Raw genomic sequence first — 15,303 nt, 5'->3', positions numbered from 1 at the left:
ATTTAAGTTGGTAATGTGATGTAGTGTATTTTGAAACTGCTTGGAAGCCATGTTGCACCTGCCGTTATTAGGTTTCATTATATTGAATATAGTTCACCAACACTGAAATACAACATAGCCATAAATAAACAGTGTAGAGGCGTGTATGTTTGTTATCCCCATTTTTATTGAAGCTGGTATTACTGGCTTTGAATCTCCCGCTGCGGAATACACTGAGCTAGGTATTTCGTTGGATGAATTGATCATTAAACATCCGAATGCAACCTTTATTGGGTTAGCATCAGGTCAATCAATGCAAGATGTAGGGATATTTGACGGTGATTTATTAGTTGTTGATAGAGCTGAAAGTGTCAGTTCAGGTGATGTTATTGTAGCAAGCTATAACGGTACCTTTGTGTGTAAAATCATTGATAAGTACAACCGTTTACTTATCTCTGCATCCAAAAACTATTCGTCGGTTTATATTTCTCCTGAGGATGACTTCAAATTAGAAGGTGTGGTAACAACTAGCATTCGTCTTCATAAAAATAAAGTTGAGTTAAGCCGATGTATGCCTTAGTCGATGCAGTCGCTTTTTATGCCAGTGCAGAAAAGGTTTTTGACCCATCTATACGATTTAAGCCGGTTGTAGTTCTTACAAATAACGATGGTTGTATCTGTGCTGTATGCCCCATAGCACGAAAGCTGAACATACCAAAGTTTCAGCCATACTTTAAAATTAAGCACTTTTTAACACAGCATAATGTGGTTGTCAGATCATCTAATTATGAGCTTTACGCTGATTTAAGTGAGCGAATGATGACAGTGATAAATCGCTTCTGTGATAATCATTATGTGTATAGTATCGATGAGTCATTTTTACGATTCACAGGTTTTTCAAATATCATCGACGATTGGTCGGCTTATGGTAGTACTATTAGGCAGGCTGTATGGCGTGAAACTGGTTTACCTGTAGGGGTTGGTTTTGGGCCGACTCCAACGCTGGCAAAAGCTGCAAACCACGCAGCAAAAAAGCTATCCGGTTTCAATGGTATAGCCGTCATTTATGACGAAACATCCCGTCAAAATATTCTTGCGAGAATGGATGTCACTGATGTGTGGGGAATCGGCTCTCGACTTGGAAAGCAACTTAAGTTCATGGGCATAAAAAGCGCACTGGACTTAGCAAAGCAAAATCCTAAGAAGATGAGAAGGATGTTTAGCGTCGTTGTCGAGCGAACTGTGAGTGAACTTAACGGCATCTCATGTTTAAGTTGGGACGAAGTAAAACAAAATAAAAAAGAAGTCTTTTCAACCAGAAGCTTTGGTGAGCGCGTCAGTGACATAAATACATTAAAATCAGCGCTTGTTACGCATGCTGCAATCGTTGGACGTAAACTTAGAAAGCAGCACTCTTTAACTAAGCGCATTGTTATATTCGCGTCAAGCTCTCCACATGAAGGCTCGTATTATAAAAAATCTCTTCTGTACGACTTTCCTATCGCGACATCTGATACCAGTGTCCTTGCGAAAGCTGTGTCTGATGTTATTAATGAGATATTTAAAGTAAATACTCGATTTTATCGTTGTGGTATAGGCGCGATAGAGCTCGAAAGTGAACACTTTCAGCAATCAGATATGTTTTCTGTTAGTGCAGATAAACCTCAAGTGATGCAATGTATTGATACTATTAACAAGCGCTATGGTGTTGGTGCTCTCTCATTAGCGAGTGAAAAGTTAACTCAAACATGGAATATGAAACGAGCCTTTTTATCACCTCATTACACCACCCGTTGGTCAGATATACCTCTTATTAAATGTGATTAAGCCAAGTAGAATTAAATTAAATAACAAGCGCCAATTTATATGTAATTACATATAAATATTGCATTTTGATATATATTTACTAATCAAAAATTGTGCTTTATCTAAAGTTGTCGAGAAAACCCCGTGATCAGAGCGAAGTGATGTAGCGGGGTAGTTCAATAAGATTGACTATTTTTTAATTGGTATTTACTAGTTCAGCTATGCCAAGGTGCTATGTAGCTGTCGGAAGGCAATAATGTTTGAAACTTTTTTGCCTTCCCAGTCCGTTCCTTTCGTGTCAATAGAAGGTATGTACGACAATAAAGATCAAAACTTAGATTCAATCAACGTGCCTACCCAAAGAAAAGTTGTGACAACAAAGATTGAAACTCACTTTTGGACAAAAGTGAGTCAGTAATTTTGCTAAATTAGAAACCTATGGATTAGCTCAGGTACGGGAAATCTTGACAAGCAAAAAGCAAGACCCCTTTACTTTTTTAATGTTCGTATAAAAGCATGCATTTAATATATCATGAACAAACTGGCGTAATTTGAACATAAGTTTTAGTTTATTATGCGTAGGAAGATAGTTTTTTAGTATGCATAGGTTTGCTTTAGGGGAGAGTGCATTGTCTAGTATAAGTTATCCTTATTCGGTTTCTGTCGTTGATACCATCAAAAATAACTATGAGTCATTTAGATTCGAGACGCATGATCTTTCCCATAAGGGATTGTATACAGATGGCGAAAAAATTTATGCAGTTATTCAAGAAGTTCTCGGTGATGAAGAAAAGAGAACCGCATTAGAAAATCACTATGAAGAGTTTAGAACAATGGCGATTCCTCCCGTAGTCATTGTTGGTGAAAAGCTTCCTGGTTTTATTAATATTCCACTTAGAGACTCTTTCGAAAAGTCCCACTTGTTTGGTCAGCCGCTTGTTATGGGTGAGTTTATTAATCAGTTAAATATTCACATTCCTAAAAAGTATCAGCCATTTAATGCTGATATGAAGTGGGGTACGAATGAGTTTAAAATTATACTGAAGAATGAAGTGACTAATGATGATAAAGAAGAGATTCAGCTAATCTGTGAATCTTTAGGCTATCAGGGGTTTGTTTATGTTTTCGAGGTTAATCCTGATATTAATGATTATCCAGGAGTGGTCGATTTCAAGACTAACTCTATAGATAACCTCCAAATTATAGCAAGCGGTTTAATTCAGAAGCAGTTTCCTAGAAAAATTTTAGATAGGTATGAGGCTGATGAGGATTTTTGGGTTCAAAATAGAAAGATTGTTTTTTGCGGTGATGATTTAGAGCGTCAGGATATATTTTTGCCTAATGATTTTCTGGGGAAAAGTACTAAATGCTTCGTGGATGCCTCTGTATTTGAGCGCAGAAACTTGAGGGTGTATTTATCTCTGTATGAGAAAGTCGTTATAGCTTTGCCATTTAAGTCTGAAGAAAGAGATTTTTATGGAATGTTTGGTATAAATCCACTTGAGTTAAAGGAACTTATCATTAGAGGTCGGTTACTTTTCGTTGTTCCACAGAATTTAGCAAGATACTCGCAAAGCCTATTGCAGGAAATTATAGAGGTAAATCCGAATGCAATAATATTCTCTAGGCGATTGGCTGCAACAGCAATTCAGGGGATTCAAAAAAAGACTGGCATTGTTGGTGCGACATTTTCAAGTGATGAGCAATATGAATTTCTCTATTATTGTGCAAGGTCTAATAACGAAGGGCTCAAGTTTTTAGCAAAGTCGCTTTCTGACCAATGGCAGTTCTCAGAGTACATGATAGATAAAGAAGGAGCTGCTTCTGTTTTTAGGGCTGGATTTTCTAATTTGGCTACCAAGCTATTTAAAGCTAAAGGAAAGGACTTATCCATTGAACTTGCTACAGCCTGCTCTAGCTTTGAGTTTGCTCAAGGATTAAATGCACATCACTTTCCATTTGATTCCGAACAGTATTCAGAGGTTGCGGCTTGCGAAGCTGTTAGCAGTCTTTATAGTGGCGTGATTGACAACTCTCAGTTTATTAGAGAGTCTGAAATCAGCATCCTCTTGGAGAATGTTCTAGCAATTAATAATGACATGAATGTACTAGAGCTGGATGACGCTCTCACTAGCAATAGCCTTAGATCTATCCCTGGTATATTGAAAGGTTACTCCAATTTAAGTAATGATGAGCTTAGTTTAAAACTATATGAGCTTAGAAAAGAGCTCATGCAAATAGAAAAAAATAGAGGGAATTTGGCTGCTTTAGATTTCACTGGAGCTTTCGGACCATTAGTGGCCGGAGCAGTCATGGAATACAATGGTGTTCCGGGTGGGGCTTATGTATCTCTTGGTGGCTGGTTGTTAAAGGCATTGTGCCGCTATAGTGTTCAGTCAAGTCTAGCTGATAATCCAATATTTACACGGTTATCCAGCATGAATCACAGAGTGTCTCAAGACGCTGTTATCATTAAAAGGTGTCGAGACTCTATTGGTAAGTGCTAAAATTTTATTTTCCGGTCTACGGGGGAGGTTGGTTGGTGGAGACTAAAAAGCACGGTTCAGACACAGAGAATGAACTGCGTGGTATATAAATACCGTAACGGCAGATTCTGAAGATCCTGCACTGCGTCGACTTGCTCCCAGCGAGCTAGTCGAGCTGCGTCAGGTCATGGCAGAAGTCAGCCTAGACCAAAGTAACATTGGGATCAGGTCTTGTCTTCTGCCTGCATTAACTTAAGTATTCCAAAATCAGAACTCTACCAATAGGTCTTGTCTCAGTTACAACTCACTTTGGGGCAAAAGTTTGTTAGAACAAAAGGCAGACTGCGACAAATAGCATCGAAAAGTTTCAAACTTTATTGCCATGGTTTCGGTATTTATTGTCGAGTTTCATACTTTAATGTCCTCCGACAGTAGCTTACTAGATAAAATAGTTAAGTTTGATCAGTACATTCATTAACAACATACAGTCTTTTAATCAGATACTCCTGAAGCTGTTTCTTACTCTTCTTATCGATGTAACTTTTCAGCGGGGTTATTTTTATGGGGTCAGCGGTAAAGATAATAACTGGTAGGTGGCCATAGAACATAATAGTTTTTGTATCATCAGTAAATGAGATATTTAGCTTAGGCACTATGGGAAGTGGGCGTTTAACTTTAACAATGTCACTGGTTTTATTTTTAATTAAATCAATTTCTTTATCTACCCATGGAGTCCATTCAGCTTTAGTTTGACCGGCAGGAGGATTGTTTTTACTCCCTTGTAAGTAGTCTAGAAATTCATTTTTTTTGATTGTACGCATGCTAGTTTTATTACACCACGTAAATCCAACGCGTCGCACAGGTGAGGAGGTTGTTTTAATTAAGCGGTAAATTTGTAAAGTGATCGCATTTGGGCAAGCACTCTGAATTAATTCACGTTTTTTAATTTGATCTAGCTTACTTGAGTTAATTAAATCTTTAATTTTTAGTTTTAGATGGTTACATTGATTAACTATTTCCGAAATGTGCTCATTATGAACAGGGTTTAATTGAATAATACCTGGCAAACGAAATGGGTATTTAGGAGAGTGTTGGTAACTAGGTGTAAACCGAGAAAATGCACCTGTCGCCATGCTTAAAGCTGTAAAACCAGTATAAACATCCGGATTAATAAACTCCCACCCACTTGAATCTGACATATCACCTACTACAGCTGGTAATTTATAACACTGAGCATGCATTACCTCGGCCTCTAATAAAGACTCGTTAAGTAAATTTGTAGAGTTTACTAGTTGCTTATATGCAAATGTAATTTCAGTATTTAAAGACATTTAAACTATACCATCATACTAATAAAAGTAACTATCGCACACCCTGAACGACTTGTATATTTTAATTTTGAACAAGTTATCATCTAGTTGTTGAATTTAAAATGTTCAAAACAAATGGAGGAGTGTTTCATAGAATATTAACTTTTAGTATGATGGTATAGTTTATTGTGAAAGAAAAACATTACAATTTCCCTTTCGTGTATGAAAATTCTAGCAATATTTCATCTAAGTTATCTAAAGCAAACCCTCTGAAGGTAACTTCATAGTTTTTCTTATTTAAGCTCTGTAATAAACTTTTGGATTTCATTATTAGCTTGGCTTCGCTGTAACGTTTATAACGGCGCTTAACTTCAGCAATTAGTATTTTTTTATTAAAGTCATCTATTGCTACAATATCGATTTCATCTTCACCTTTGCTATCCCAGTAACTACCAATATTATTAAACTGCTTAGACTCTGCAAGAATTGCTTTAAATAGTTCTTCCAGTTGTGATCCTGAATAGGTGTCAAAGTCACGATCAATAATGCGTTTTATAAAATCGTAGTTTTCTATTTCTACTGCACTTCTATTACTGTAGATAAACCTAAACCAAAAACTTAAAAATTCATCAGCTATTTCATAGCGAATATCTCTAGAATTATCTTTTGCAGTAATAGGCCTAAGCTTATTAATAATATCAAAATCTTTTTCAAGCTTTTCAAGATTTACGCCAACACCTGTATTGAGGTAGCTTTCTATTCGAGGACGACTATTATATCCATTGGCTATAGCACCTAAAACATCAAAATAGGCTCTGTGCTCTGAGCCAAAGTCTTCTACAAGTCGGTGCATACCTTCTTTAATTAATGGAGAGCCATTAGAAATCAGCTTTTCTAAAGGGGAGGCCCCTGAGTTATTCAACCATTCTAAATATTTAGGGATGCCCCCTGATAAACACCACCAAACAAGGAGGTCATTAGAGTTATACTTACCATTATCTTGCATTATTTCTTTAATATAGCTTGGTGTTAGGGGGTTAATTTTGAAGAAGTGATCATCCCGGTTGAGCAATGGCTGTTTTTCATCTTTAAAAAGCTTAGTCATAAGGTTATATAAAGAGCCGCAGCAGACTAGGTGCATCATAGACTTATTTTTATAGTTATCCCATAAGTTTTGTAAGTCTGAAAAGAGGCTATTATTTACTCTTTCAATATCCTGAAATTCATCTATAACTAGAGTAATAGGCGTCTTTGTTGAATAGTCTAATAAAAATTCAAAAACATCTTTTAAAGATTCTGGCTGAAAAAACTTTGTATTTAGTGTGCTTTGAATAATTGAGCTAAACTCAGCCACTAACGCACTTTCTGATTTGCGACTGATAAATAAATAGATATGTTGATGAGTTGCTTCTTTAAATACTTCGTTGAGCAAACGAGTTTTACCTACACGACGACGACCAACGACAACACTTAATCGACCTTTCGTTTTCTCTGTATTATCAGAGATATTTCTCAGTTCCTTGAGCTGTAACTCGCGGTTATAAAACTTTTGCATTTCACTCACCTAACAATGATTACTGATTAATTACACTATACACTACTGTATTTTTTATTACAGTAATTATTGTTACAGTATATAAGTAAAATCTAGCTAATGATTAGGAGATGAGCACAAAACCCCTTGTATTAAGGTATAGTTTTAAACAACTTATCATCTACGGTGTCCATTACATCTTGGTGATCTACTTGAATATATCGCTCAGTCGTTTTGATACTTGAATGCCCCATGAGCTTTGCTATATGTTTTATATCAGCACCATTGCTATCTAATAAAGTCGCATACGAACGCCGTAAACTATGCGGTGCTATATTCTTGTCGATCAAACCATATTTTCTACACAACATATACATTGCTTCAGTAGACAAACCACTTATCCGGCTTTCGTTGCTTACTAACCAAGCTGGCAGAGAGCCTGATTTGTAAATTCGAACGAACAACGGACCTGGTGTAGCTCCCCGTACAGCGAGCCATTCTTGTAAAGCTGCGAAAGTAACATTATGTAATTTTACCTCACGCTGTTTACGTCCTTTACCATCAAAAATAATCGTGTGATATTGAAGATTGATATTTTCTAGCTTTAGGTTTACAAGTTCAAACCGCCTTAAGCCACAGCCAATAAATAAATGAAAAATAGCTTTATCACGCACGGCCATTAACGAGTTGCTACTTGTTATTTCAATAGTATGAAGCAACTCTTTGAATTCAAATTCATTTAACACATTGTGTTTTTTCTGCCTTCCAGCCTGCGGCTTTTGTACTGATTTAATGCGCTCCCAATGTTTAGTATCAATAAGGTCTAATAGGTATGCTTCAAAAAGCACACGCTTAATCACTGAAATATATAAACTAATTGTGTCGGGGGCTTTATCTTTATCAATTAATATCTTAATTAACTGATTTAATGTATTTCTATCAAAGTTTTGCCAAATAATGCTGTAATAACCAGGTTGACCTAGATGTTTCGCTATTGATTGTAATACTCGTATGACAGTCTGTTGTGAATTAGTTGATTTAAGTGACATTAAATAAGCATAAATAGGGCAGTTATCATCACGAACTACTGGCGCAGTTTTTTCCGCCCGTACGCTAAGAGCGAGGGCCTTGCTACCATTTGTAATGTGTTTCAGTCGTGCATTCATATTGCTATTCAACTAGATTTTATCACTCGGCTTAAGCAGAAATTATAGTTTAATTTAAAAAGCTAAATATTACTACCGTAAAGGTTTATTTATGGTATTAAATATTATGTTAAAAAGCCTTAAAATTTAATTTTAAGGACTCGTAGTAGGTTTAATGAAAGTTTTCTAAATGGGAATAAATAGAGATTCTGCTGTGAAACTCTAATAAAACTATGGAATGACATGTTCCTAATTTCATGCTTAGTGATGTGTGTGACGATAAGCGGAAGAAGCCCAACCCACCAAAGTCCGATACTAGATAGTATTGGACTTAATAACTTATTTTATAACTAATAAGTGTAAGTCGCATTATATAAAGAGCAGCTATAAAAACCCATTCTGTTTAACATAATCTAACTTATGGGCTTTAAAATTAAACTAGTCAATTTTAATTTAATCCAGATCAAATTTTTACTCACTCACATTGATTACTGAGTATGAAAAAGCAAAAAAGGCTACATTTAGTCCTCTTAGGCTTTGATATACAACATTTAATTTCACTTTAGTGTCCTAAATTAACAATAGTAAGTTAAATACTGATCCAGGATTTACTGCCGTCAAGTCTAAGGGAAGAGAATATTATAGCCGTCTTAATAGCAAATTCTGTTTTTACCGCATGATTTCGCACGATATAAATTATCATCCGCAGATTTTATAGCCAAATCCAAAGTATCTTTTGAATAAATGACTTCAACACCAGCACTGACCGTGAGCTTTATTGATTGATTGTTTATATTCATAGGTGTATTTAGAAGGTGCAAGCGAAGCTTTTCTGCTATTTCAATAGCTAAATTTTTATCAGTATCTTCTAAAACCAATAAAAATTCTTCACCTCCCCAGCGTGCAATAATATCATTACCACGACTGGTATGAGTGAAAACATTAGCAAAATGCACGAGTGCTTGATCACCAATACCATGCCCATATGAGTCATTAATTTTTTTAAAGTTATCTATATCAAATAAAACAATTGAGAGGGGAAGTTCCTTGGAGATATTCAACTCATTATTACTTAAATAGTCTACTATAAAACGACGATTGGGTAACCCAGTCAAAGGGTCTTGATTGGCAAGAAACTGATTTTCTTTCGCTAGAACAATGAGTTTTTGGCTGTATCTTTCCCTAGAGTACTCGTAAAAGCCACTCAACGATGCCACTATTAAAAAGCATGAAATGATTCTGACAATCATTTCTGGCGAGTGATATTCATACACTCCAAAATACTCTGTAGCAATGAAAGCTATAATCACTGATATTAGAAATAATAAACTATCAAATGCACCAAGTTTCAATCCACGGATGAAAAAAGTTACTGGAGATACGATAAGAATCCATATAGGTCCAGTCCCTTTTACCCCTCCACTGAAAACAAGGAACAACATTAAAATATAAAGTGTGTATGAAATTATTGAAGCTGCTACTTTTTCTTTTCTATATATAAACCAACAATATAAAAAAAGACAAGATGAAATAGTAAGGGATAAAAATAATATATATTTTTGATTTAGTATTGCTAAAGTTGCCATCAAAGAAGTCGCAGAGCACCCAATACATGCGAAATACTTAATTATAAACTTTCTTTCATCTTGATCTGAATAATTTAACAATGGACCTACCACATGCTATTCACAAATATAGGGGGCTCACATGTGCCTCAATATCTACAAATAAACTGGTCTGTAGATATTGAGGCACAAGTACAACCACCTTATTGACACCGTTTATATTTGTCCCTAGGGGATGCTGCTCTGAAACAGGTTAAATATTATTTAGTTTAGCCTCAGCATATGAACGCCATCTTTTTTGGTATTCCTTTAAACTGGTTAAATTTGTGTAAGTTGAAGGTTCGCATTCAATTTCACACTGAACATTACCCCAGTCAGATAAGTAACCTGCACCTTGAACAGTACCAGTAGAGTCCATTGATAATATTACATTGTTATTGTCTCTTAACTGATTAAGAACAGCGCATAGCAGTGGGTTTTTCAAAAACGCACCTTCAATGAAAATATCCCCTTTAGCATCAAGCATGTCCAATTGATAATCAATCATTAGAGCACAATAAATTGTTGCCAAAGCAATACCGCTCACTTTATCTGTATTAGAAATAAAGCCGGACTCGGCCCCACCAAACGGACCGCTTCCGTCACTAAAGTCTGGTATTGCGAAGACCTGTTCATCAATTACATTCTGAATATCATTAACATTAAATTGCTCACCAAGCCAAGAGCCGGCTTGCTCACAAATAGCTTCAAACTCTCTGCCTCCCATAAAGCGAGCACAAGCAATAGGCTGCTCCATGGCATCAATATTTGCTAGCATATCTTTTTTAGCATCTAGATTACTAAGTGATACCTGAGATGACATTAAAATAGTCCATGTACCTGTTGAAACCACAGTAAATGGAGTGTCTTTTTGAGTTAATTTATATCGCAAAAAACTCGCATTACTATCATGAATACCATTATAGAAGTGACATTCTGGATCAAGTCCTAGTTCAGTTATTAGTGAGGCTGTAACCTGCCCACAATCAAACCATGCAGGTTCAATTTTAGGGAGCAACTTTTCGCAATCTAGGTAATCAACTAAAGAAGAGTAACTATTGTTTTTGATTGACCATAAATCAGTATGGCAACCCAATGAAGTAATCTCATTCACTCTTTGTCCGGTGAAGCGCCAAACCCAATATTGTGGGTACATGAGTATATCTGTCACTTGTTTGAACTCATCACCAAATTTTGTTTTTAGCCAATATAACTGACGACCTAAATTTAGACCCGCAGGGAGTGATGGCGAAAAAGTATCATCGAAAGAAGGTCGAATACTCTCGTATTCAGGACTCTGTTCATAAACGCCAGTATATTCATAATCTAAAATCGGTAAAACAAGGCCATCTGCACTGATAGAATTACGGTCAATGAGTGCAGCTGTTGCACCATGTGTTGTAATATTTATGGCATTAATACGATATGTTGGTGTTATCTCTTTAATTCCGGCAATAAGCCAATCCCATATTTCTTTCGTATTAATACTAGGAAAAACACCTTCGTTAACTACTGTATTTTTCATTTGCTTGGAAAATAAAGAGTTAAATTTACTGTCTAACACATGCAATTTTACATGAGTTTTCCCTATATCAATTACCAAGGAATGTGCGATTGTTTGAGTTGTCATTTTTGTTACTTATTATTCAGATAATTAAGACTAAAACTTACAAAAAATTATACTTCTATCCTCGTGCTATCACGATATATAACTGTAACTTAGGTAAGCTGCGATAATTTATATTAATGTACACCGAACAGTGATGATTGTAAATGATTTATATAGAGCGAATATGATTGATTGTATAGGTTTAATGTGTATCGTTTTAAGTTAAAACTTTCATAAAATAAGCCTCAGGTAAAACTATTACGCCTAGCAAACAAATATAACACCATGTTTTACAAATGAATTTCTTGAAATCTATTTTTTCCATTTTAGGTCAGATAATGATAAACTTTTAGTAAGATACTGTTATTGAATTAGTATGTAACCCTTAGGGGTGAATAAAATGGATAGTTATAAATGTTAGAAAAACATAGACAGCAGCTAATTAAAGAAATTGTAGATCAAAACAACTTTGCGAGTGTTAAAGTTTTAACAGATAAATTAAATTCCTCTGAGGCAACCATCCGCCGAGACTTAACTAAAATGGCGCAACGTGGAGAAATTTTAAAAATCAGAGGGGGCGCAGAATCAAACTCTAATAAGAGAAAAAACATTCAAAGTTCCGCATTTGAAGTAGATAAAACTAAACGTACTGATACCAAAAGGCTAATCGCTAAAAGAGCGGTAGAGCTATGCTCAGAAAATGATTCAATCATCATTAACGGGGGCAGTTCCACATACATGATGGGTGAGTTTCTACAAGACAAAAACTTAAATATACTGACTAATTCATTTGTTTTAGCAAACCACCTTTCAGAGAATAGTGAAAATTTAATTTCACTTCCAGGTGGTGAGATATATAGAGAACAAGGTATTATTTTAAGTTCTTATGAAAAAGATAACACTGAACATTATCGTAGTTCTATGATGTTTATGGGTACTCCAGGAATAGGTAAGTTTGGGGTAATGGAGTCAGACCCCCTATTAATCTTGTCTGAGCAAAAACTTAAAAAGCAAACAGATAAGCTGATTGTACTAGCAGACAGCACTAAATTAGGTAAACGTAGTAACTTTGTATTTTGCTCTTTAGAAGAAGTTGATATTTTAATTACGGATTCAAAAGCCGATTCAGATTTGATTGAATACTTTAAAGAACAAGGTATCGAAGTCATCGTTGTCGAATCTCTTGATGATTAATCTAAATACAAATATCTAAGTTTAACTATCCATTTTAGTTCACATCTTAGACCCTAGTTTTTCAATGGCCTAAGATGTGATTTTACTTATAAATTATAAATTATAAACTACCCTGCAACAACGCTTTCCTCTGTTCACAAAATCTAGTCTGAAATCGTAGAAAAACTTACCACTCTTATTTTTAACTTGCCGAAAGATTAACGAAATTCTCTTAAACAATTCCACAATGTGGAACCAGAAATAACCAGGTTGTTACGTTGCTTTCTTAAGCTTGTTTTCAATTTATTATTTACATTAATACGAATATGCAGCATTATATGTATAATTCTTAAAAAGCTGCATAAAGCAAGGTAAAGTGATGGATGATAGGATTTTAAAAATTGCAACGAGAGCCAAGCTAACTTTAGAAACGCTTTCAGAAAAAATTACCAGCTCAAAGATTGAATTTGATGCTGAGAATTATGAACAAACCTTTTCAAAATCCGCAGTGGCAAGCCTACCTGACCTTGCTAAAGCAAAAGTAGATAAAGCTGTAGCAGAGATGGAGTTAAAGGGCTATCAATTTCAAAAGAAACAAGCTGGCCTCAATAATGTTTATAGTATGGGCCATAAAGATGTAACTGCAATTTATGAACACCGAGCTGTTCCTAAATATCGAGATCAGTTTAAAGAAGCACATACAGTTTTTTTGACTAACTTAAAGGGCGGAGTCGCTAAAACTGTAAGCTCTGTTACCCTCGCACATGGCTTAAGATGTACACCAGCACTAATAAAGCATGACTTAAGAATACTTGTCTTAGATTTAGATCCTCAAGCAAGCGCGACAATGTTTATGAAGCATGATTTATCTATCGGGATCGTAGATGAAACTGTTGCTCAGGCAATGTTGCAAAATGTTAGCCGGGAAGAATTACTTAATGATTTTATTAAGCCATCTAGTGTTGCTGGTGTTGATATAATCCCTGCATCAATTGAGGATGCATTTATAGCTTCACAGTTTGAACAGCTTGCCAATGAGCATTTACCTAATCAAAATATATACGATGTATTAAAAAATAATGTGATTGATAAATTAAAGCATGATTACGACTTTATCTTTATCGATAGTGGCCCTCACCTTGATGCATTTTTGCTTAACTCTTTCGTTGCAGCAGACACATTTTTGATCCCAGTGCCTCCCGCACAAGTTGATTTTCACTCAACTCTTAAGTTTATGCAGCGCTTACCAGAACTATTCGACATGGCAGAAAGTGCAGGCAGTGAAATTAAACTTAATTCCGTTTTTGGCTATATGGCAAAAATAGCAAGGAAGTCAGACCATGCTGATGCACAAAGTTTATTAAGAGAAGTTTGCGGCGCTGATATGTTAGATACTTCACTCCCATTATCAACGGCATTTGAACGATGTGGTGAAAGCTTCGGGACCGTATTTTCAACTAACCCTAAGTTTTACCCTGGTGATAGAGATGCACTAAAAAAAGCACGAATTAAAGCTGAAGAGTTCACTCGTTCAGTATTCGACACAATTACATTTAATAGAAAGAATGAAGGTTAATTCGCTATGAGTAATAAAAAAAGAGCAGTGATCGGGCGAAAAATATCTAACACAAATTTAGATACCCTTATCACAAAAGATAATAGCGATTGCTTAATTGATAGCTCCCCCATTGATGGCCGTGATATCAAATGGGAAAAGGTTACGATCAAAAGCCAAGATGTATTTAATAAATGCGTAAAATCTATATATAACAAGCGTTCATTTGATGATTTGTCATTAGCGTCAGTTTTAGATATTTACCACTCAATTAGATCTTCTAAGGGAAATACTGAGCCAGTAAGAGCTGAGCTAGTAGGTGGTAAATACGAAATCCTGGGAGGTTTAAGACGCGCTTATACTGTCTCACTTCTTCCAAATACAAAGCTAAGCCTTATTGTTGCAAAAGATTTAACAGAAAAAGAACGAGCGCATTTTGCTCGTGTAATGGATGAATACGCTGAGCCTAGCTTTATGGATAAAGCTAAATCTATCCAAGCATTAAAAACAAAACTTGATAGAAACAACGAAAAAGAAATCTCTGGTTTAGAACTAAGTGATCTCTTAGGCATGAAAAAGAGCAATGTTTATTATGCGTTAAGCTATGCAAACTTACCAAAAGAGCTAATTAACTTATTTCCAGCTTTGAAGTACATCGCTACACCATTATTACGCGAATTGGTTAAGCATAACAAAGATGGTTACCTAGAAACGATTGCTGAACAGTTCCGTCCTATCGAACCAGTTACACTAACCGGAACTGAAACAGCTGAAGAAATAAGCCTTCTTGAAGAAGAATTAGAAAAATCATCAAAAAACCTTCAGAAAGAGTTACTTGCAAAAATCCGAGCGGACAAAGCAACAGCTCCTATTAGCTATGAAGGAAAACTAAAAGAATATGCTAAACAAGACCTTGCAGGGATCAAAGTGAAGCCCACTAAATCTGGTTTAAGTATCACCATTAATGAGTCAAAGATTGACCCTAAAATACTAGATAAATTTATTACAATATTAAATGGTAATGAACAATGACATGGTGATTTAAATAGCTTTTAACTAAACTGTCAGACTTGATTATCAAAACTAAATCAAATCTGACAGT

11 protein-coding genes are annotated in these 15,303 nt (G+C 35.5%); 6 read left to right on the top strand and 5 right to left on the bottom strand.

The features are described from left to right. Positions 1 to 145: 145 nt before the first annotated feature. The 3 genes from umuD (at position 146) to AAEU30_RS16555 (ending at position 4,292) form a co-directional block, all read left to right on the top strand. Entirely contained in the window at positions 146 to 559 is a 414-nt protein-coding gene (gene umuD / locus AAEU30_RS16565) for a translesion error-prone DNA polymerase V autoproteolytic subunit (RefSeq protein ID WP_421961456.1), read from the top strand. Then, positions 547 to 1,806, top strand: coding sequence for a Y-family DNA polymerase (locus tag AAEU30_RS16560; protein ID WP_421961455.1), 1,260 nt, complete (start codon positions 547 to 549; stop codon positions 1,804 to 1,806). The genes umuD and AAEU30_RS16560 overlap by 13 nt, the downstream gene beginning before the upstream one ends. Before the next feature lie 608 nt (positions 1,807 to 2,414). Continuing rightward, on the top strand, positions 2,415 to 4,292 hold the full coding sequence (locus AAEU30_RS16555) for a hypothetical protein (protein ID WP_421961454.1): 1,878 nt from the start codon (positions 2,415 to 2,417) through the stop codon (positions 4,290 to 4,292). Between the two features lie 431 nt (positions 4,293 to 4,723). Here AAEU30_RS16555 and AAEU30_RS16550 read toward each other — a convergent pair whose 3' ends face one another. The 5 genes from AAEU30_RS16550 to AAEU30_RS16530 form a co-directional block, all read right to left on the bottom strand. Then, positions 4,724 to 5,602, bottom strand: a complete 879-nt coding sequence (locus tag AAEU30_RS16550; protein WP_421961453.1) for a DNA replication terminus site-binding protein — start codon at positions 5,600 to 5,602, stop codon at positions 4,724 to 4,726. Positions 5,603 to 5,783: 181 nt separating this feature from the next. Then, positions 5,784 to 7,136, bottom strand: coding sequence for an ATP-binding protein (locus AAEU30_RS16545; RefSeq protein ID WP_421961452.1), 1,353 nt, complete (start codon positions 7,134 to 7,136; stop codon positions 5,784 to 5,786). Between the two features lie 131 nt (positions 7,137 to 7,267). Next, complete coding sequence (locus AAEU30_RS16540; RefSeq protein WP_421961451.1) at positions 7,268 to 8,281, bottom strand: tyrosine-type recombinase/integrase; 1,014 nt, start codon at positions 8,279 to 8,281, stop codon at positions 7,268 to 7,270. A 629-nt stretch (positions 8,282 to 8,910) separates the two neighbouring features. Then, positions 8,911 to 9,939, bottom strand: coding sequence for a GGDEF domain-containing protein (locus AAEU30_RS16535; RefSeq protein WP_421961450.1), 1,029 nt, complete (start codon positions 9,937 to 9,939; stop codon positions 8,911 to 8,913). A 139-nt stretch (positions 9,940 to 10,078) separates the two neighbouring features. Next, on the bottom strand, positions 10,079 to 11,494 hold the full coding sequence (locus AAEU30_RS16530; RefSeq protein ID WP_421961449.1) for an FGGY-family carbohydrate kinase: 1,416 nt from the start codon (positions 11,492 to 11,494) through the stop codon (positions 10,079 to 10,081). Positions 11,495 to 11,887: 393 nt separating this feature from the next. Between AAEU30_RS16530 and AAEU30_RS16525 the strand changes: the two genes are divergently transcribed. The 3 genes from AAEU30_RS16525 (at position 11,888) to AAEU30_RS16515 (ending at position 15,233) form a co-directional block, all read left to right on the top strand. Next, entirely contained in the window at positions 11,888 to 12,667 is a 780-nt protein-coding gene (locus tag AAEU30_RS16525; protein ID WP_421961448.1) for a DeoR/GlpR family DNA-binding transcription regulator, read from the top strand. A 358-nt stretch (positions 12,668 to 13,025) separates the two neighbouring features. Then, positions 13,026 to 14,222, top strand: a complete 1,197-nt coding sequence (locus tag AAEU30_RS16520; protein WP_421961447.1) for an AAA family ATPase — start codon at positions 13,026 to 13,028, stop codon at positions 14,220 to 14,222. Positions 14,223 to 14,228: 6 nt separating this feature from the next. Then, positions 14,229 to 15,233: a hypothetical protein gene (locus AAEU30_RS16515; RefSeq protein WP_421961446.1), complete on the top strand. Its 1,005-nt coding sequence runs from the start codon at positions 14,229 to 14,231 to the stop codon at positions 15,231 to 15,233. Positions 15,234 to 15,303: the final 70 nt, after the last annotated feature.

Origin of the sequence: Pseudoalteromonas mucoides (genome assembly GCF_049257175.1) — a bacterium.
Lineage (GTDB): Bacteria > Pseudomonadota > Gammaproteobacteria > Enterobacterales > Alteromonadaceae > Pseudoalteromonas.
Note: the sequence above shows the minus strand (reverse complement) of the source record. Positions and strands in the feature narration are given on the sequence as shown.